The 19648-nt window shown below is 41.3% G+C and carries 17 protein-coding genes; 6 read left to right on the forward strand and 11 right to left on the reverse strand.

Annotation, left to right across the window (positions count from 1 at the left end):
* Positions 1-16: 16 nt before the first annotated feature.
* A complete protein-coding gene (locus tag PDL71_RS11635; protein WP_407521165.1) occupies positions 17-1321 on the reverse strand; it encodes a DUF5103 domain-containing protein in 1305 nt (434 codons plus the stop codon).
* 44 nt (positions 1322-1365) lie between these two features.
* Here PDL71_RS11635 and PDL71_RS11640 point away from each other — a divergent pair, with 44 nt between their 5' ends.
* Positions 1366-2598 carry an ABC transporter permease gene (locus PDL71_RS11640; RefSeq protein WP_407521167.1) on the forward strand — a complete coding sequence of 411 codons (1233 nt, stop codon included), beginning with the start codon at positions 1366-1368 and terminating at the stop codon, positions 2596-2598.
* An 11-nt stretch (positions 2599-2609) separates the two neighbouring features.
* Here PDL71_RS11640 and PDL71_RS11645 read toward each other — a convergent pair whose 3' ends face one another.
* From PDL71_RS11645 to hisG, 7 genes are all read right to left on the reverse strand, one after another.
* On the reverse strand, positions 2610-3431 hold the full coding sequence (locus PDL71_RS11645) for a universal stress protein (protein ID WP_407521169.1): 822 nt from the start codon (positions 3429-3431) through the stop codon (positions 2610-2612).
* Positions 3432-3511: 80 nt separating this feature from the next.
* Positions 3512-4702 carry a bifunctional histidinol-phosphatase/imidazoleglycerol-phosphate dehydratase HisB gene (gene hisB / locus PDL71_RS11650; protein WP_407521171.1) on the reverse strand — a complete coding sequence of 397 codons (1191 nt, stop codon included), beginning with the start codon at positions 4700-4702 and terminating at the stop codon, positions 3512-3514.
* 11 nt (positions 4703-4713) lie between these two features.
* Positions 4714-5130, reverse strand: a complete 417-nt coding sequence (locus PDL71_RS11655) for a c-type cytochrome (RefSeq protein ID WP_407521173.1) — start codon at positions 5128-5130, stop codon at positions 4714-4716.
* A 5-nt stretch (positions 5131-5135) separates the two neighbouring features.
* Complete coding sequence (locus PDL71_RS11660) at positions 5136-6413, reverse strand: PQQ-dependent sugar dehydrogenase (protein ID WP_407521175.1); 1278 nt, start codon at positions 6411-6413, stop codon at positions 5136-5138.
* Positions 6414-6443: 30 nt separating this feature from the next.
* Positions 6444-7496, reverse strand: a complete 1053-nt coding sequence (gene hisC, locus PDL71_RS11665) for a histidinol-phosphate transaminase (RefSeq protein WP_407521177.1) — start codon at positions 7494-7496, stop codon at positions 6444-6446.
* A gap of 43 nt (positions 7497-7539) precedes the next feature.
* Positions 7540-8823 (reverse strand): histidinol dehydrogenase, encoded by a 1284-nt coding sequence (gene hisD / locus PDL71_RS11670; protein WP_407521179.1) that lies wholly within the window; start codon positions 8821-8823, stop codon positions 7540-7542.
* Positions 8824-8857: 34 nt separating this feature from the next.
* Positions 8858-9772, reverse strand: a complete 915-nt coding sequence (gene hisG / locus PDL71_RS11675) for an ATP phosphoribosyltransferase (protein WP_407521181.1) — start codon at positions 9770-9772, stop codon at positions 8858-8860.
* A gap of 234 nt (positions 9773-10006) precedes the next feature.
* Here hisG and PDL71_RS11680 point away from each other — a divergent pair, with 234 nt between their 5' ends.
* Both PDL71_RS11680 and PDL71_RS11685 read left to right on the forward strand, forming a co-directional pair.
* Complete coding sequence (locus PDL71_RS11680; RefSeq protein ID WP_407521183.1) at positions 10007-10789, forward strand: family 16 glycosylhydrolase; 783 nt, start codon at positions 10007-10009, stop codon at positions 10787-10789.
* Between the two features lie 45 nt (positions 10790-10834).
* Positions 10835-13237: an alpha/beta hydrolase family protein gene (locus PDL71_RS11685; RefSeq protein WP_407521185.1), complete on the forward strand. Its 2403-nt coding sequence runs from the start codon at positions 10835-10837 to the stop codon at positions 13235-13237.
* Positions 13238-13523: 286 nt separating this feature from the next.
* Here PDL71_RS11685 and PDL71_RS11690 read toward each other — a convergent pair whose 3' ends face one another.
* Positions 13524-14069 carry a nuclear transport factor 2 family protein gene (locus PDL71_RS11690; RefSeq protein ID WP_407521187.1) on the reverse strand — a complete coding sequence of 182 codons (546 nt, stop codon included), beginning with the start codon at positions 14067-14069 and terminating at the stop codon, positions 13524-13526.
* Positions 14070-14387: 318 nt separating this feature from the next.
* Between PDL71_RS11690 and ppdK the strand changes: the two genes are divergently transcribed.
* Positions 14388-17144 carry a pyruvate, phosphate dikinase gene (ppdK, locus tag PDL71_RS11695; RefSeq protein ID WP_407521189.1) on the forward strand — a complete coding sequence of 919 codons (2757 nt, stop codon included), beginning with the start codon at positions 14388-14390 and terminating at the stop codon, positions 17142-17144.
* A gap of 85 nt (positions 17145-17229) precedes the next feature.
* Here the strand turns inward: ppdK and ytxJ are convergent, their stop codons facing one another.
* Both ytxJ and PDL71_RS11705 read right to left on the reverse strand, forming a co-directional pair.
* The gene (gene ytxJ, locus PDL71_RS11700; protein WP_407521191.1) at positions 17230-17565 is read right to left on the reverse strand and encodes a bacillithiol system redox-active protein YtxJ; all 336 of its coding nucleotides are present in this window, start codon (positions 17563-17565) and stop codon (positions 17230-17232) included.
* A 23-nt stretch (positions 17566-17588) separates the two neighbouring features.
* Positions 17589-17714: a hypothetical protein gene (locus PDL71_RS11705; RefSeq protein ID WP_407521193.1), complete on the reverse strand. Its 126-nt coding sequence runs from the start codon at positions 17712-17714 to the stop codon at positions 17589-17591.
* A 169-nt stretch (positions 17715-17883) separates the two neighbouring features.
* Here PDL71_RS11705 and PDL71_RS11710 point away from each other — a divergent pair, with 169 nt between their 5' ends.
* Both PDL71_RS11710 and PDL71_RS11715 read left to right on the forward strand, forming a co-directional pair.
* On the forward strand, positions 17884-18654 hold the full coding sequence (locus PDL71_RS11710; protein WP_407521195.1) for an exonuclease domain-containing protein: 771 nt from the start codon (positions 17884-17886) through the stop codon (positions 18652-18654).
* Between the two features lie 76 nt (positions 18655-18730).
* On the forward strand, positions 18731-19525 hold the full coding sequence (locus tag PDL71_RS11715) for a polyprenol monophosphomannose synthase (protein ID WP_407521197.1): 795 nt from the start codon (positions 18731-18733) through the stop codon (positions 19523-19525).
* Positions 19526-19648 lie beyond the last annotated feature (123 nt).

Below are 19648 nucleotides of genomic sequence, written 5' to 3' on the forward strand. Positions count from 1 at the left end.
TAGTTGCGTATTGACTTTATAATATTCTTGTTTCATTCCGGTTATTCATATTGGGGCGACCAGCGAGTGAGTTAACTACATTAATACCCACCAACTCATCTGCCCTTGCACCCAGCGGACGATAATAAACCAGGATGGTATAATTATTTTCACCTTCCCACCAACTGCCTTCAGTTATTTCTGAACTCAGCTCACGGGTCTTTTTATCTGCTGTTACATAGATGTAATCATAATTACCCTGCTTCAGAAATAATTTTTGTTCATACAATCCCTTCTCAGCATTGAACTGGAGTTTGTACTCCTCTTTAATTTCATAATTCGTGAGCTCACCAAATACATACACATCTTTATCCTGATAGGGCAGCCTGCTCCCTGTAAAGTATTGAAACCAAACGGTAGCATAATCACCTTGCCAGTAAGGGTTATTGTTTTCAAGATTTCCCAGTTCATACATACCATTCAGATCACGGTAAAACATATAACGCAATGCATTACGTTCACTCTCCGGCTTGATCCAGAGTGTTTGGCCCCGGTTGGTATAATCGCCTTTTTCAATGCGATCTGTTTGCAATCGCAAAGCTGTAAGATTTACCCAGCGCCATTCTTTCTGAGCCCTGAACAAACCTTCATTTTCAGTATTGTACTCCAGCACATTCTGGCGTACAAAAGTGGGCTGTAGATTGGTAACACAATTATCCCAACGGTTATTTTGCAGCAATACCACTTTCACCTGTTGAAAAACATTCGTGGGTTTTATATTCTGCACATTCACACTGAACTGCAGCTTCTGATGTGTTTTTAATACAGAAGGATTAAAGGCCTGTACCACAGCAGCAGCAGCATTTACTTTTACATCCACTACCAGGAAACGTTTTGTAAAAACGGTTTGTGATGTATCACCATTGGTAAACACTTTTAAAATATAGTTTCCGCTGCGGGTAGGTGTGGTATTACGGTCGGGCAGCATGGCCATATAATGTGTGTAGCGGGTAAGTGCAATGGATGAGTTGCGGTAGGTATTAATCCGCACATTGGAAAAACCACGCATGTAATCAAACTGCGAGAGAAGAGCCGGCGTCCAGTCAGCATTACAAAGTACAAATGTGTAAGAATAATATTTTACATCTGCATCCAGGTCATCAAAATGAAGCTCCAGTTGATCGCCACCGTTTAAACGGATAACAGGATAGCCGAGTTGATTACCGGCGGTATGCAGTTTAACAGAGTGAATATTTTGTTTGAACACATGATCACCCATCTGGGCATAACCTGCAAAGCAGATTAACATTGCAAGGAGTAAATAAACCGTCTTTCGCTTCATAATTCAGAATCCATTAGTTTTACAACCAATCAAAGTTAGTTTGTTTGAATATCGCTTCCTTCATAGCCCGCAGAATCGTATGGCAGAAAAGCCATTCCTTTTCTCGTTTTATCATTCGCTTGTCTGCAGCCGCTACCGCCATCAGTGTAGCCATCATGATCCTGGCCCTTGCATTTGTAGCCGGTTTCCAGGAAGCTGTTGCTGATAAGGTTTTCAGTTTTTGGGGACATATCCGTGTGCAGCAAGAAGTACCATCTGTATCAGGTCTTGCAGAAGAATTGCCCACGTTTAAGAACGATACCATTGAAAAAAAGTTGCAGGCAACCAATCAAATTAAATGGGTGGATGTGTTTGCTACCAAAAGTGCTATGCTAAAAACAACAGAATCCATTGAAGGGGTTTTGTTAAAAGGTGTTGATGCTGCTTTTCATAAAGAGCGGATTATGCCCTACCTGGTGGAAGGCAACTGGCTCCACTTTGATACCACTGCTGAGCAATATCCCATATTGATATCTGCTTACACAGCGAAACAGTTACAACTTAAAACCGGCGATAAAGCGTTTCTGTATTTTATTGAGAACGAAGAATCCATGCCCCGTGTACGCTCCGTTAAAGTTTGCGGCATTTACAAAACAGCGATCGAAGAATATGATAAAACCTTTGCAATCGTCAACCTGGAATTGATTCAAAAAATTAATGGCTGGAGCCGCAACCAGGTAGCAGGCTATGAAGTAACGATGTTTGATTATAATGATGATAAATCCATCAGTAATTATTTACTCGATGAAATTCCTACCAGTTGGTATGCAACACCGGTACGGGATATTTATCCGAATATATTTGACTGGCTCAACCTGCAAAACACCAACCGCAGAATCATTATCATCATCATGTGCATTGTGGCTTTAATGAATCTTATTACCTGCCTGCTCATACTGGTGCTGGAAAGAAGCAGAATGGTGGGCTTATTAAAAGCAACGGGTGCGATGGATCAACAGGTGCAGGCCATTTTCTGGCAGCAGGGTATCTTTATTACACTGGCAGGTGTAATTATTGGTACTATTTTAGGAACAGGACTTTGCTGGCTGCAGCAAGCTACGGGCTTCATTCATCTGGATGAAGCTGCTTATTATGTAAAAGAAGCCCCTGTAAAGCTCATTGGCTGGCAGGTGGTATTAGTAGTTGTTGCCACCTTCATCATCAGTTTATTAGTGTTGCTGATACCTTCCTTACTGGTACGTAAGATCAGTCCGGTTAAGGCTTTACGTTTTGAATAACTCTTTGATTTTTATTCATGCATCACCAGAACAGGAACCCTGCTGTGGAAGACTAATTCCTTTGTATGACTACCCGCAAGTAATTTTTGTAAGAGATTATGTTTTTTGGGGATGGTAATCAACAACTCAATGCTATGCTGTAATGCATAATCACTCAAGCCATCCGCCATATTTTCATTCTCAATAAAATGATAAGTTGGGTGATAGTGTTCAAACATTGTTTCCACTAATCCGCTCTGGAACGGAACATCATTATCCCAGTTCCGTTGTGCAAAATCAACATTCAATACATGCAGCCTTGCTCCGAAAATATGAATGAGCTCTTTTATTTTCTTTTCCGGAATGGTTTCTACCACTTCTCTGAAATCGGTTGTGAGACCGATATCATTGATGCCCGCATAATTTGCCCGTTCAGGAATAATTAATACAGGTACTTTATTACTGCGTGCCACATCCAGCGTATTACTGCCAATGAATGTTTCTTTTAACTTACCGGCACCGGTAATACCCATCACAATCAGAAACACCTCCATCGCATCAGTTAAAGTATGCATCACCTGTTTTAAACTGCCATCCATGATCATGGCTTCTACTTTAATAATGGGATGTTCTTTTTCAAGATCCACTGCTAACTGTTCCAGTTTATCTTTCATCAGCTGCCTCAATGAATCATCAGTGTACAGCATTCCTTCCACCATAGGAAAAGAGGGTGGTGGCTCGTAAGCATGTATTAAAATAATTTTTGCGCCTACCTGCTCCGCCAATTGCTGGGCATAACGGGCTGCATGAACAGCGGTAGCAGAGAAATCGATGGGAACCAGAATTGTTTTCATATCAGCGTGTTTCTGTAAAACTAACCTGCTATGAAAACATAAAGGATGATGGCAGTCAAGTTGCAGCCCTATTCAAATCATTACAGCACACCTTTCGTGGAAGGCAGCTGATTGCTCATAGGATCCCTTTTTACAGCCATCCGGATGGCTTTGGCAAATGCTTTGAAGATGGCTTCAATCTTATGGTGTTCATTATCACCACGACATTCTATATTGAGATTGCATTTAGCAGCATCACTGAAGGATTTAAAGAAATGAAAAAACATTTCCGTAGGCATCTCACCAATTTTCTCACGGGTGAATAAGGCATTCCACACAATCCAGTTACGCCCGCCAAAATCAATAAGCACTTTCGCCTCTGCCTCATCCATCGGCAAGGCAAAGCCATAACGCTCCATACCTCTTTTATCAGCCAATGCTTTGGCAAATGCTTCGCCAAGGGCAATGCCCGTATCTTCAATGGTATGATGTTCGTCAATATGCAGATCGCCTTTGGTAACGATGGTTAAATCAAGATGACCATGCCGGGCAATCTGCTCCAGCATATGATCAAAAAAACCAAGTCCTGTTGAAACAGAAGCCTTACCGCTTCCATCCAGGTTTAAATCAATACTGATTTTTGTTTCATTGGTATTACGTTCATGATGTACGGTGCGCAATCCAAGCTTGAGAAATTCGTAGATTTTTTTCCATTCCGTTGTTTCCAATGCAATGGTTGTTGCCCGCAACTCCGTTACCTGGTCCTGTATTTCAGCAGCGCCAAGATTTGCATCATTGTTAATCCAAATGCCTTTGCAATCAAGATTTTTTGCTAACTGAATATCCGTAATACGATCTCCGATAACATACGAGTTAACTAAATCATATGCAGGATTATTTATGTATTTGCCAAACATACCCGTGCCCGGCTTACGGGTTGGTTTGTTTTCATGCGGAAAGCTGCGGTCAATCAATACATCGCTGAAATGCACTCCTTCGTTTTCAAAGCTTTTCAGTACAAAATTGTGCAGCGGCCAAAAAGTATCTTCCGGAAAAGAAGAAGTGCCTAAACCGTCCTGGTTCGTTGGCATCACCAACTCATAATCAAATTCTGCTGCTATTTTGCGCAGGTAAAAAAACACATCAGGGTAAAACGTTAATTTATCGAATGAATCCAATTGATACGTAGGAGGCGCTTCGTTAATTAAAGTACCATCTCTGTCAATAAATAAAACTCGCTTGCCCTTAACCCCTGAAGGGGGATTGTTAACAGCGCTATTTTCATTTGTCATCACTTAGGTTATTACTTTTTTAATTTGGCCCTTTCTGCTTTTACTTCTGCCAAGGTTATTGCTGTTCCTTTATTTCCAAAACTGTTTCTTACATAAGTTAACACATCCGCCACCTGCTGATCCGTTAACTGTGGTTGTGCCGGCATGGGATTATCATAATAATCACCATTGATTTCAACCGACTCATTAAAGCCTTTTAAAACAATATTGATTAATCTTTTTTTATCACCCAATACATATGTTGTTTTAATTAACGGAGGATTCATACGGGGTACACCGGCACCATCTGCCTGGTGGCAGGTGAGGCAATAGGTATCATATACTTTTTTACCACGCTGCATAATGGGCTGCAAACCCGGTTGTGAAAATGTAAAAGACATGAACAACACACATGCAAGCATACATCCGGTTAGTAAAATCTTATTCATGTTCTTTATTTTCCGGTATAAACAATTTTCCAAACAGTTCCTGCCTGGTCATCAGAAATATATAAAGCACCATTTTTATCCATAGCTAAACCACAAGGACGGTGCTTTGCTTTTGCGGGAGTTAAATTTTCTTCACCACCGGCAAAGTCATCAGCAAATATTTCGTACATACCTGTTGGTTTACCATCTTTCATAGGCAGGAACACTACATTATAACCTCCCTGTTTTAAAGGAGCCCTGTTCCAGCTTCCGTGAAAGGCAATGAAAGCGCCATTCTGATATTTAGAACCGAATTGATTGCTATTATAAAACAGTAAAGCATTAGGTCCCCAGTGTGCGGGAAATGCATAAAGTGGTTTTTCCTTGTTTTCACACAATCCTTCTTTCTTACCATCACCACCATACTCAGGCGCTAATACTTTCTTTTTCTGAACAGGATCATAATAACAGTAAGGCCATCCAAAGTCCATTCCTTTTTTAACCACAAAGAATTCTTCGGCAGGCAGTTCAGCACTTTGTTCATTATTGTAAAGAGAAGGATGCAAAGTATTTAACTGATCACGGCCATGCTGTGTTACAAACAAATCATTTGTAACGGTGTTCCAATCTAATCCAACCACATTCCGCAGACCAGTTGCATAACGAACTCCATCAGCATAGGTTTGGTTGAGTTTATCAATCTTAAATTGCCAGATACCGCCTGCTGTTTCTAAAATAGGGCAGGGCATCTGACCGGGAGAACCTGCGGTACGATCTGTTTCCTGGCAGGCATTACTTGGGGCACCGATGTTTACATAAATAAAGCCTTTACCATCAAGTGTGATGGATTTTGAAGCATGTTGACGTTTATCTACCAGTCCTGTAACAATAATTTCAGGGTTATCAGGATTTTCAATTTCGTTTTTTGCGTTGAATTTATATCGGTACACTTCTGAGTTAGAAGAGGCATATAAATAACCGTTACTGATAGCGATGCCGGTTCCTGCATAATTGCAGAAGGCAAACTGCTCATCAGCCACTCCATCGCCATTGGTATCACGCAGACGGATGATGCCTTTTCCATCTTTCAGTCGTTCCAGTTTTACATAAACATCACCATTGCTGTTAACGGCAATATGACGGGCCCTGCCCAGTTTATCAGCCACAACAGTAGCGGTAAAACCTGCGGGCAACTTCAGTTGATTATCTGCTGTTACACCTGTTTTTTGTTGGGTGCTGTCATTAGCACAAGCCTGCAGTACGCCTGTCAATAAAAATAAACCTGCAATCAGAATTTTATTCATATATACAATTTAGAAGTGGTAAAGTTATGCTTAAACAATAAAAGAGCGTAAGGCGTTGAGCAGCTCATCATTTTCTCTTACCGTTCCTACCGTGATGCGTAAACATCCTTCACAAAGTTCTACTTTACTCCGGTCTCTCACCACAATCTGTTGTGTAAGCAGGTATTGATAAATAGCTTTAGCATCAACAGTTTTTACCAGTAAAGAGTTGGAATCTGAAGGATATACTTTCACCACACAGGGGAGAGAAGGCAGTTCCTGTTCCAGTCTTTTCCGTTCTTCCACAATGATCTGAATCATGGCATTTACATCCTGCACATTATCCAGCGCTTTTATAACCAGTTCCTGTACTGCCTGGCTGATGTTATAAGGCGGTTTTACTTTGTTATACACTTCAATAATCGCTTCACTTGCAAAAGCCATTCCCAATCGCAAGCCGGCAAGCCCCCATGCTTTGCTGAGCGTTTGCAGAATTACCAGGTTGGGATATTCTTTGAGTTCAGGAATAAAGGAACGCTGCCGTGAAAAATTAATATATGCCTCATCAATCACCACTAACCCGTCAAAATTATTCAATACCATTTCTATGTCTTCCCGGTTAAGTGAATTACCGGTTGGATTATTGGGCGAACACAGCCAGATGATTTTAGTATGTTCATCTACCAGTGTTTCCATATGCACAAGGTCTAATTGAAAATGATCCAGCAGCCGGGCTTTGCGTACTTCCACATCATTAATATTGGCACTCACTTCATACATACCATAGGTAGGAGGGCAAATGATTACATTGTCTTTACCGGGGTTGCAAAAAGCACGGTAGAGAATATCAATACACTCATCACTGCCATTGCCAATGAAAATCTGAGAAGCAGGCACTCCTTTAATAGCAGCAAGCTTTTCTTTGATTTGTTTCTGATGCGGATCCGGGTAGCGGTTGTACCATTTGGTTAATGGAGAACCGATACTGTTTTCATTGGCATCCAGAAAGATCTTTGCTTCACCATGAAATTCATCACGGGCTGAAGAGTAGGGGACGAGGCTTTGAATATTACTCCTGATGAGACTTTGCAAATTGAATGACATAAATGTTGTTTATCAGCTTTACTGCTATTTTAATTCGTTTGTGTTATTTACTCTCCATTCGTTTTTTAATCGCATTGGCATGCGCCTGCAATCCTTCCGCTTCTGCCATCGTTACAACTGCTTTACCGATATTCTTCAATCCTTCCAGGCTCAGCTTTTGAACAGTGATTTTCTTTACAAAACTATCTACACTCACACCACTGTAAGCACGGGCATAACCATTGGTGGGCAATGTATGATTAGTACCACTTGCATAATCACCGGCACTTTCCGGCGAATAATTGCCAAGAAACATAGAACCGGCATTTGTAATACGTTCAGCAATCACCTCATCATTACTGCAACTAATGATAAGATGCTCCGCTGCATAGGTATTCACCAGTTCAATCATTTCATCCACATTGTTAACTAAAACAGCTTTACTGTTTTCCAGAGCTTTTGCAGCCAGTTCTTTACGGGGCAGTGCACCTAACTGTTTATCCATTTCTGCTGCGGTATTATTAATGAGCTGCTCAGAGGTACTAACCAGCAACACCTGCGAATCCACCCCATGTTCTGCCTGGCTTAACAAATCAGCCGCAACAAAAACGGGATTGGCCGTTTCATCAGCCATTACACAAACTTCACTGGGACCTGCAGGCATATCAATGGCAACCCCATCTTTTTGTACCAGTTGCTTGGCAGCAGTTACATATTGATTACCGGGTCCGAAAATTTTATACACCTGCGGAATGGTTTCTGTACCATATGCCATAGCTGCAATGGCTTGAGCGCCTCCCGTTTTATAAATCTTAGTGATGCCGCACAGTTGAGCTGTGTACAATATTGCTGCATTAATGCTTCCGTCTTTTGCAGGTGGCGTACATAAGATAATTTCTTTACAACCTGCAATCTTTGCCGGCACTGCCAGCATGAGAATAGTTGAAAACAGGGGAGCTGTTCCACCGGGAATATACAAACCCACTTTTTCAATAGCCACTGCCTTACGCCAGCAAACAACACCGGGCATGGTTTCAATTTTTGCTGCTGCTGTGGTTTGAATGGCATGAAAGGTTTCAATATTTTTCTTAGCCAGTTGAATGGCTTCTTTCAATTCATTGCTCACCAATGCAAGAGCCGATGTAATTTCTGCTTCTGTAACCTGCAGTTCAGGAACACTTACTTTATCAAAAATGGTGGCAAAGCGTTTCAAGGCCTCATCACCATTCGCTTTTACTTCAAACAAAATGTTTTTCACACTTGCTTCCAACGATGATGAATCCATCACAGGGCGTTGTAACAACTTTGCCCATTCTACTTTCTTTGGATGTTTTACAATCTGCATCATTATCTAATTTTCAAATCATCAAATTTTCAAATTTCTACATCACCATCTTTTCAATGGGCACCACCAATATTCCTTCAGCACCTGCTGCTTTTAATTGTTCAATTTTTTCCCAGAACTCATCTTCACTCAATACACTGTGTACACTGCTCCAGCCTGTTTCAGCAAGCGGCAGAACAGTAGGACTTTTCATACCGGGTAATAAAGCAATAATACGTTGCAGTTTATCATTAGGAGCATTCATGAGTACATACTTATTACGCTTTGCTTTTTTAACAGCTTTGATGCGGAATAACAGTTTTTCTAACAAAATCTCCTGCTGCTTGTTCAGCGTTTTGTTTTTGATGAGTACGGCCTGCGATTGGAGAATGGTTTCTACTTCTTTCAGTCCGTTCATTAATAAAGTAGAACCACTGCTTACAAGGTCCACCACCACATCTGCTAGTCCGATACCCGGGGCAATTTCAACGGAACCGCTGATTTCATGAATCTCAGCAATGATATTTTGCTTCTTCAGGAACTCACTTACCAAAAAAGGATAACTGGTAGCAATGCGTTTGCCATCAAGATTCTGAACGCCTTCATAAGTTTGACTGCGTTGTACTGCAATGCTGAGTCTGCATTTACCAAAGCCCAGTTTTTCAACTACATCTGCCGCTTTATTTTTTTCGTACAAAACATTTTCGCCAACAATACCGATATCGGCCACTCCGTCTTCTACATATTGAGGTATATCATCATCCCTCAAAAAAAAGACTTCCATCGGAAAAGTGTCACTCACCGTTTTTAAACGGTCTTTTACATTGCGGAGTTCAATACCACATTCGTTAAGCAGTTTTACGCTTTCATCGTACAGACGTCCGCTTTTCTGAACAGCAATACGCAGCTTTGTTTCTGAGGCACCGCCACCGCTTAAATCACTGAGGGGTGTGTATTTCATTTCTGTGTTCATATCGTTTGTTTAAACTTGCTTTAAATAAAAAAAGGCCTACGTATGTAAGCCTCCGTTATTTATGTATAGCACATAGCGCATCAGGCTTACCTTAGGGGCAAGTAGGATGATGATGCATATGTGTGTTGAAATTCATGCTGCGAAGATAAGGGCTGTAAATGATTCAGCAAATATTTTGTTGAACGGTTGTACAGGAAACCGCCTCCTGCTTTACATTCGTAGCAACAGAACAGCATGAGATTCCTGATTTTATTTTCTTTCTTAATGACACCGTTTTTTGCCGGTGCACAACAAAAACCATGGCAACTGGTTTGGGCTGATGAATTTAAGTACAAAGGTTTGCCTGATACCTCTAAATGGAATTATGATATTGGAGGCCATGGGTGGGGCAACAATGAATTACAGTACTACACCAAAAACCAACTAAAGAACGCAAGGGTTGAAAAAGGTTTCCTGATTATTGAAGCGCATAAAGAAAAAAAAGAGCAAAGTAATTACACCTCTGCAAGATTAGTCACCAAAGGAAAAGGAGACTGGAGCCATGGCAGGATTGAAGTACGTGCCAAACTTCCACGAGGCAGGGGTACCTGGCCGGCTATCTGGATGCTTGCTTCCACCCATCCGCTCAAATGGCCCGATGATGGTGAAATTGATATTATGGAGCATGTAGGATTCAATCCCGGCTTTATCCATTTCTCCATTCACACTAAAAAATTCAATCATATTATCGGTACACAGAAAACAGATACCTTACTTGTAAAAAATGTCATGGATGCCTTTCATGTATATGCCATAGAATGGAACGAACAAAGCATGCAATGGTTTGTTGACGGTAAAAAGGCTTTTGAAGTAACAAATGATGGTGGAGGTTATGAAGCATGGCCCTTTAATCAACCTTTTCATTTATTACTCAATATTGCAGTGGGCGGCAACTGGGGCGGACAGAAAGGTGTAAATGACAGCATTTTTCCGCAACGGATGCTTATTGATTATGTAAGGGTATATCAACGCAGGTAGCAATATTTTTAATCAATACTTTTCACATCACATAAAACCATAAGTATGAGACAACTGCTATTTTTAATTTTCAGTTTTATTACTGTTTATGCTGCAGCACAGGATGCTGTTGGCTATCAAACGCCGCCACAGGTAATTATGGATCTGGCACTGGCCAAACCCACTCCGCAAATAAGTGTTGACAATAAAGGAGAGTGGATGTTGATCATTGAACGCAACAGCTATCCCACTGTAGAAGAACTGGGGCAGCCGGAAGTTCGTGTGGCCGGTATGCGCATCAACCCTAACAATTTTTCATTGAGCCGTCAAAACTTCGTCAACAATTTTACGCTTAAAAACATCAAAACAAATAAAGAATACAAAATAAGCGGACTGCCTGCCAACCTTCTTTCCACCACAGCACAATGGAATGAAAAGCAGAACAAGATAGCTGTTACGAATGTAACCGCCTCACAAGTAGATCTGTATGTAATTGATGTGGCTACCCAAAAAGCAACAAAGGTGAATAAAGCTCCCCTTAATATTGTAATGGGTGGTGCCTTTTCATGGATAGATGATAATACATTATTGTATAAAACAACTATTGCTGCTCCTGCCTCAATGCCTAAAAAACCAATTACACCCAAAGGACCTACCGTACAGGAAAATTATGGCAGTGCTTCACCACGACCCACATTCCAGGATTTAATCAAAAGTCCCTATGACGAAAGTTTGTTTGAGTTTTTCACCAAGGCCCAACTGGTGAAAAATGTAAATGGCGTTGAAACAAAAATCAATACACCTGCTATTTATGCTTCTTTCAATTCATCGCCTGATAAGAAGTATTTATTGGTACGTACTATCAACAAACCTTATTCTTATGCCGTGCCTGCCGGTGGATTTAATTCAACGGTAACCATTCATGATGCCAATGGTAAGTTAATTAAAGAACTTGCAAAACTTCCTTCAGCCGAAACAGCACCTGCCGGAAATGATAATGTACAGGATGTGCCCCGCAGCATTCAATGGAGAGATGATGAGGCAGCAACAGTAGTGTGGTGCAAACCATTGGATGGTGGCTTGATCAAAAACAATGCAGAATTCAGGGATGCAGTATATACTTTGAGTGCACCTTTTACAGGTGAAGCTAAACTGTTGTTTAAAACAAAAAACCGTTATGGAGGAACCGAATGGGGCAACAGCAATTTTGCACTGGTGTATGAAGCATTGAGAGGCAAAGCCAGAACATGGATGAACCGTTTAAACCCATCTACGGGCGAAATGGAGCTATTGATGGAAAGAAGTTTAAATGATCAGTACAACAATCCCGGTTCTCCTGTTACTGTAAAAAATCAATTTGGCAGAGACGTTGTAATTCCAGAAAACAATCAACTGCTCATGAATAATACTACAGGTGCTTCACCCAAAGGTGATTTACCTTTCCTTGCCCGTTTTGATTTAGCTACCCGTAAAAACGAAATCATCTGGCGCTGCAGTGAAGATGTATATGAAATGGTAATTGATGTGCTGGATGCCAATCAACTGAAAGTTGTAACACGTAAAGAAACACAGACGGTTGTTCCTAATTATTATATCCGCAATCTCAAAACAAAAATGGCGGATGTACAAATCACTTCTTTTAGCAATCCTTATCCCGCACTGGAAGGCATCACCAAACAAAAAATTTCTTACAAACGTGCTGACGGTGTGGATTTAACCGGTGACTTATACCTGCCCAAAGGTTATGATGTAAAAAGAGATGGTGCCTTACCTATATTGATGTGGGCTTATCCAAGAGAATTCACCAATGCCGGTGATGCTGCACAGGTACGTGGCTCCAGGAATGCATTTGTACGAATCAACTGGGGTTCACCCATCTTTTGGGTAACACAGGGTTATGCTGTATTAGACAATGCAGAAATGCCGATTGTAAGTACCAGTGCTGATAAAAAACCAAACGATGATTTTGTACAACAGCTAAAACTCAATGCAAGAGCTGCCATTGATAAACTTACAGAAATGGGTGTGGGCGACAGTACAAGAGTGGGAGTAGGTGGTCATAGCTATGGAGCATTTATGACGGCTAATCTGCTGGCACATACCAGTTGGTTTAAAGCAGGTATTGCACGCAGCGGCGCTTATAACAGAACGCTGACACCGTTCAGTTTTCAAAATGAAGACAGAACCTATTGGCAGGTACCGCAGTTGTATTATGATATGAGTCCGTTCAGCTTTGCACACCAGCTTAAAACGCCCATTCTCCTGGTACATGGTGAAGCAGATGATAATACAGGAACCTTCCCTGTTCAGAGTGAGCGTATGTTCCAGGCATTAAAAGGAAACGGAGGTAGTGTGCGTTATGTGGTAATGCCTTATGAAGCACATGGCTATCGTGGAAAAGAAAACATTCTTCATTTATTGTGGGAAGAACATATGTGGCTGGAAAAATATGTAAAAGCCAAAAAATAAAAGCCCTCGTATAAAATGAACAAAGCCGTTCGTTTGAACGGCTTTTTTATTATCTGTTGAGGAAAAACATTCACTTTAAAAAAAAGGGCCAATCCTAAAAAGAATCGGCCGTTGCTAACTTATGAAAAACACCTAAGCGCAAGTTAGGAATCTCTTTGATAATTCAAAATCATTTTTTCCGCAAATGGCAAAAATTTTACGAACGGCTTTTAATTGCCGGTTAAAAAGAACAAAAAAGCGCCGGTTTAAAACCGACGCCTTCCCTATAAAAAAAGTCTAAGCTGAATTACTTAGCCATGGCCGCACTAATGGGCGCTCTGTCGAGGTATTGAATCACTCTGTCAATTTTATCATTGGCATCCATGTGCTGTACTGTATGAATCCATTGCATCATGCGTTTGCCGGTTTTATATTTGGCATTCACAGCATACCAACTCAGCAGCCATACGCCTGCTGCTTCATTTTGCTGCGGCTGATTAACTTTTACAGGCAGCCAAATGTCTTGTGCAAAAGTTATGGAATCGATCACATTGGCTCTTCTGTCTTTCCAATAAGCTACAACCGCTGCTTTACCGGCAACGCTATCACCATTGTTCCACTGCCAAACAATATTATCAGCCCAGTTGGCGCTCCACTTATCAATATCACCGGAGCTTAAAGCAGCCAGGCCATCTTTTCCCAACTGGGCATATTTTGCATCAGCAAATTCAGCGGGCTGAGCTTTGGTTTCACCGGCAGCAGGTTCTGTAGCAGTGGTTTCTTTTTTTGTCTCATCCTTGCAGGCAGTAAGAAACAAGAGGAATGCAATCATTCCAAGCAAAAGTTTACGCATAGTTTTTTGTTTTTTAAATGTGAAGAATGGATAGATAGATGCTTCCTGCTGATAAACAACCGTTGTGGCAGTGGAGGTAAGAATAACACAACCTATGTAAAAGAAAACAGAAAGTCAATAATCCGTTTAATTGCAATTACTACTGCAATAAATCTTTTTTCAAAAACAACCCACGCTCATTCATCCTGCTGACCGTAGTTAGCAATACCTGTGTTACCAGTCATTTCTCACCATTACTGATGCTTCTACTTTTACTCCGTTTAAAAACGGAGGCACTGTTTCAAAACTCCGTTCTATTATCTCTCAAAATCAAGAACCATGGCAACTAAGAAAGCAATCAAGTATGTTTATTTTTTCGGTGGAGGCAAAGCCGATGGCAATGAATCCATGAAAAATCTGCTGGGTGGTAAAGGAGCCAACCTGGCTGAAATGGCCGGTCACCCGGCCTTACGTTTACCGGTACCTCCCGGCTTTACTGTTACAACAGATGTATGTACTTACTATTATGCTAATAAACGAACCTATCCTAAAATTTTAACCGCACAGGTAAATGCATCACTTGCAAAAATGGAACAGCTTACCGGTAAAAAGTTTGGCGATGTAAACAATCCTTTACTCTTATCTGTACGCTCCGGCGCACGCAAGAGTATGCCCGGTATGATGGAAACCATTTTGAACGTTGGTTTAAATGAACAAACCATTAAAGGGTTGATTGCTCAAAGCGGTGATGAACGATTTGCATATGATGCCTACCGGCGTTTAATTATGATGTATGCAGATGTAGTGATGGAAAAAGCAGCCGGCATTGAACCAAAAGGTGGCAAGGGCATCCGCAAAGTACTGGATGAACAATTGGAACACATCAAAAAACAATACGATTATAAAAGTGATACCGACCTCACTGCCGATCAGTTAAAAGAACTGGTGAAGAGTTATAAAAAAACAGTCAGGAAAATTCTGGGCAAAGAGTTTCCTGATGATCCTGCTGAGCAACTCTGGGGTGGCATTGGTGCCGTATTTGCCAGCTGGAACGGTAAACGGGCAATTGAATACCGCCGTATTGAAAAAATTCCGCATGAGTGGGGCACTGCTGTAAACGTTCAGGCCATGGTGTTCGGTAATATGGGCGATGATAGTTGTACCGGCGTAGCATTTACCCGAAATCCGGGCAACGGAGAAAATCAATTCTATGGTGAGTATCTCGTAAACGCACAGGGAGAAGATGTGGTAGCCGGGATCAGAACACCTGCACCGGTAAATGAATACTCCATGAATGAGCAAAGCAAACATTATACATCGCTGGAAAAATTAATGCCTGCTTTATATAAAGAATTATACAGCTATCAGAAAAGACTGGAGAAACATTATAAAGACATGCAGGATATTGAGTTTACCATTGAAAAAGGAAAACTCTACATGCTTCAATGCCGTGTGGGTAAACGTAATGGCGTGGCAGCGGTACGCATGGCTACTGAAATGTATAAAGAACGCTTGATTGATGCCAAAACAGCCATCATGAGAGTGGCACCTAATCAACTCGTTGAATTATTACTGCCCATGCTGGATCCTAAAGCTGAATTAACACAGATTGTTATTGCAAAAGGATTACCTGCCGGACCCGGTGGCGCCAAAGGTCGTGTTGTATTTTCAAGTGCTGAGGCTGTGGAATGGGCTTCAAGAGGAGAGAAGGTAATTCTGGTACGTGAAGAAACAAGTCCTGAAGATGTGGATGGTATGCATAAAGCACAAGCTATTTTAACTACGAAAGGCGGTATGACCTCACACGCCGCTCTTGTAGCACGTGGCTGGGGCAAATGCTGTATCGTTGGTTGTAATGATATTGAAATACACCAGGAGGCAAAATATTTCAAAGCCAAGAATGATACCATCATAAAAGAAGGAGAGTGGATCAGTCTAAACGGTACCAAGGGTTTAGTGTATGAAGGACAAATGCCATTGGTAGATATTGATATTGAAAAAAATCAGAGCTATAAAGATTTGATGAAGCTGGTTGATGGCGTCAAACAAATTGGTGTGCGTGCTAATGCTGAAACACCCGAAGATGCAGCGGCTGCTGTAAAATTCGGAGCTGAAGGCATCGGTCTCTTCCGTACAGAGCACATGTTTTATGGTGAAGGTAGCGAGGCACCTCTCTTTGAATTGCGTAAAATGATTGTGAGCAAAACAGAGAAAGAACGCCGGGCCGCATTGAATGGCTTGTTCAAATATGTAAAGCAGGATGTAAAAGCCACCTTGAAAGTAATGAGTGGTCATCCCGTAACCATTCGTTTGCTGGATCCTCCACTGCACGAGTTTGTTCCACATGATAAAGAAAAGCTCCGCCAGCTCAGTAAAGAGTTAGGTATAAGTATGAGTATGCTCAACCGCAGGGTACTGGCCTTGCATGAAAACAACCCGATGCTGGGTCATCGTGGTGTGCGTTTGGGTATCAGTTATCCAGAAATTACAGAAATGCAGGTGCGTGCCATTTTTGAAGCAACCGCCGAACTGGTAAAAGCCGGTAAAAAAGCAATGCCTGAAATTATGGTGCCGGTAACTGTAATTGCACACGAACTCCGCCACCAGAAAGAAATTGTGGATAAAGTATATGCTGAGGTTTGTGCTAAATATAAAATGAAGAGGATTCCTTACCTGTATGGCACTATGATTGAAACACCACGTGCAGCACTGCGTGCAGATTATATGGCCAAAGTAGCTGACTTCTTCAGTTTCGGTACCAATGATCTAACACAGATGAGTTTTGGTTTCAGCCGGGATGATATCGGAGGCTTCTTGCCCAAATATCTTGATCTCAAAATTTTGCCCGATGATCCGTTCCAGACGATTGACCAGGATGGAATTGGGCAGCTTATTAAAGCAGGAACTGATAATGGCCGCAAAACTAAACCCAATTTGAAAGTGGGTATTTGCGGCGAACATGGGGGAGATCCCGCCAGTGTTAAGTTCTGTCACCGTATTGGTATGAACTATGTAAGCTGTTCACCGTTCCGTGTGCCTATTGCAAGATTGGCAGCGGCACAAGCGGCTATTGAACATCCCAGAAGAAAGAAATAACCGACTTTTCAATACTTGCTATTGATGATGACCGGAAACAAAAAGGCCACTGTTGAGTGGCCTTTCTTTATAAATACCAGTGAGATTAATTCTTTGATGCTTTTTCCAGTATCTCATCCATATGAATACCGGTATGGCTTTCTGTATAAACACATTTGCCGCTTTTAATTACCAGTACCTGTGGTGATTCATGCTCCACGGAAAACAGTTCAGCAATTTTATTGGAAATAGGACGGTGACTTAATAAATCCAGATAATAAAAAGGAACATGACCCGGTAAGCCTGCACGCTCCAGCCGGCCTTTTGCCATAGTACTGATGTTGCAACGGGTGCTATGCTTAAAAATTACCTGGGGTTGGCTATCAGACGCACGGATGATTTCATCCAATTGATGATCAGAGTTTAATTGAATCCAGTTCATAAAATTATTTCTCTGCTAACAAATCAAGAACGGAAAGGTTTGCCGGAACCAACATTGGTAGGACATCCCATCTTTCCTGTACTCATACAGGAAACAGCGATGAACGAAACAGTGAAAAGAAGAATTACTGCAAGAAGTAGCTTTTTCATTTTAAAGGATTTTGGTTGCTCAAAACTAACCTTTTTACCTCAATCAGCCATAGTTTGGCTCATTTACAGCCCTATAACGTTCCAAAGAGCTGTTTTAGTACATTTGCGCATGACAGAACAGCTACCCCTCGATTTTTCAAACGAACCTTCATCACCTCAACCTGGATCTATGAGTTTAGAATTAAAGAAACCCCTTGCCATTTTTGACCTGGAAACTACCGGGGTAAACATCAGTACCGACCGTATCCTGGAAATTGCCATCATCAAAATTATGCCCGACGGAAGCCGTTTGGTAAAACGGAAACTGCTGAATCCCGAAATGCCTATTCCGCCCGGAGCTACTGAAGTACACGGTATTACCAATGAAATGGTGAAAGATGCGCCTACTTTTAAGCAGGCGGCAAATGAAATCAAACAGTTTATTGAAGGCTGCGACCTGGCCGGTTATAACAGCAACCGCTTTGATGTGCCTATTCTTATGGAAGAGTTTTTAAGGGTGGGTATAGAAATTGATTTGAAAACAACAAAGCTGGTGGATGTGCAACGTATTTTTCATCAAATGGAACAACGCACTTTATCAGCCGCTTATAAATTTTATTGCAATAAAAACCTGGATGGAGCACATAGTGCAGAAATAGATGCTTCCGCTACTTGGGAAGTATTACAGGCTCAAATTCAACGTTATCCGCAATTAGGCACTACGGTTGAAACGATACTCAAAACAGTTGGTGAGGAAGAGATTGTGGATTTTGCCCGAAGACTTGTGATGGAAAACGGTAAAGAAGTTTTTAATTTCGGAAAACATAAAGGCAGACCTGTAGCGGATGTATTAAAACAGGAGCCGCAGTATTATGATTGGATGATGAAGGGAGACTTTCCATTACACACCAAACAAAAACTAACCGAAATTTTAAACCGCACCCTGTTAAAGAAGAACTAAACGTTTTCTGGTTTGTAATTTGCTTTTTGAACATTGTCAGTATTATCAATAATATTGCATCTACAGAATTACTGATTTGGAAAAAATTGTAATTATACCTACTTACAATGAGAAAGATAATGTTGAAAGCATTATCAGGGCTGTTTTTGACCTGCAGTCAGGTTTTCATGTATTGATTATTGACGATGGATCTCCTGATGGCACAGCTGCCATTGTAAAACAATTGCAACAGGAATTTCCCAACCGGCTTTTCCTGGAAGAACGGAAAGGAAAATTAGGATTAGGCACTGCTTATATCCACGGTTTCAGATGGTGTATTGAAAAAGGATATGATTTCATTTTTGAAATGGATGCGGATTTCAGTCACAACCCCATAGATCTGAACCGTTTGTATGATGCCTGCAAAACAGGCGGTGCTGATGTTGCTATTGGCAGCCGCTATACCCAAGGTGGTGCTGTGGCCAACTGGCCCTGGGGCAGAATTTTTCTTTCCAAAGGTGCTTCGTATTACACCAGAATGATTTTATGGATGCCGGTAAAAGATCCCACGGCCGGTTTTGTTTGTTATAAAAGAGAGGTACTGGAAACCATCAATCTTGATGAAATTTCCTTTGTGGGTTATGCCTTCCAGATTGAAATGAAATTTGCCGCCTGGAAGCTGCATTTTAAAATAGCCGAAGTACCCATTACGTTTGTAGATCGTAAACTGGGTGTAAGTAAAATGAACAAAGGCATTGTGAAAGAAGGTATCCTGGGTGTACTCAACCTCCGCTGGCAAAGTATTTTCAAAAACTACCGCAGCCGCATGAAGAGCAGCGGTGTTTCCCGCATCAGCACTGTTACAACTGCCGATATGATGAGCAGTAAATAATCATTTCTTCTTTTCTTCATTCTTTTTATTTCTTTGTAACCAACAGGTGTAACATCAACCTCAATAAAATGGAGTGCCTTACGGTATTCAAAATGATGTTGCTTACCTGATGATGGTAACGCA

Source organism: Lacibacter sp. MH-610 (genome assembly GCF_045780045.1).
Classification (GTDB): Bacteria; Bacteroidota; Bacteroidia; order Chitinophagales; family Chitinophagaceae; genus Lacibacter.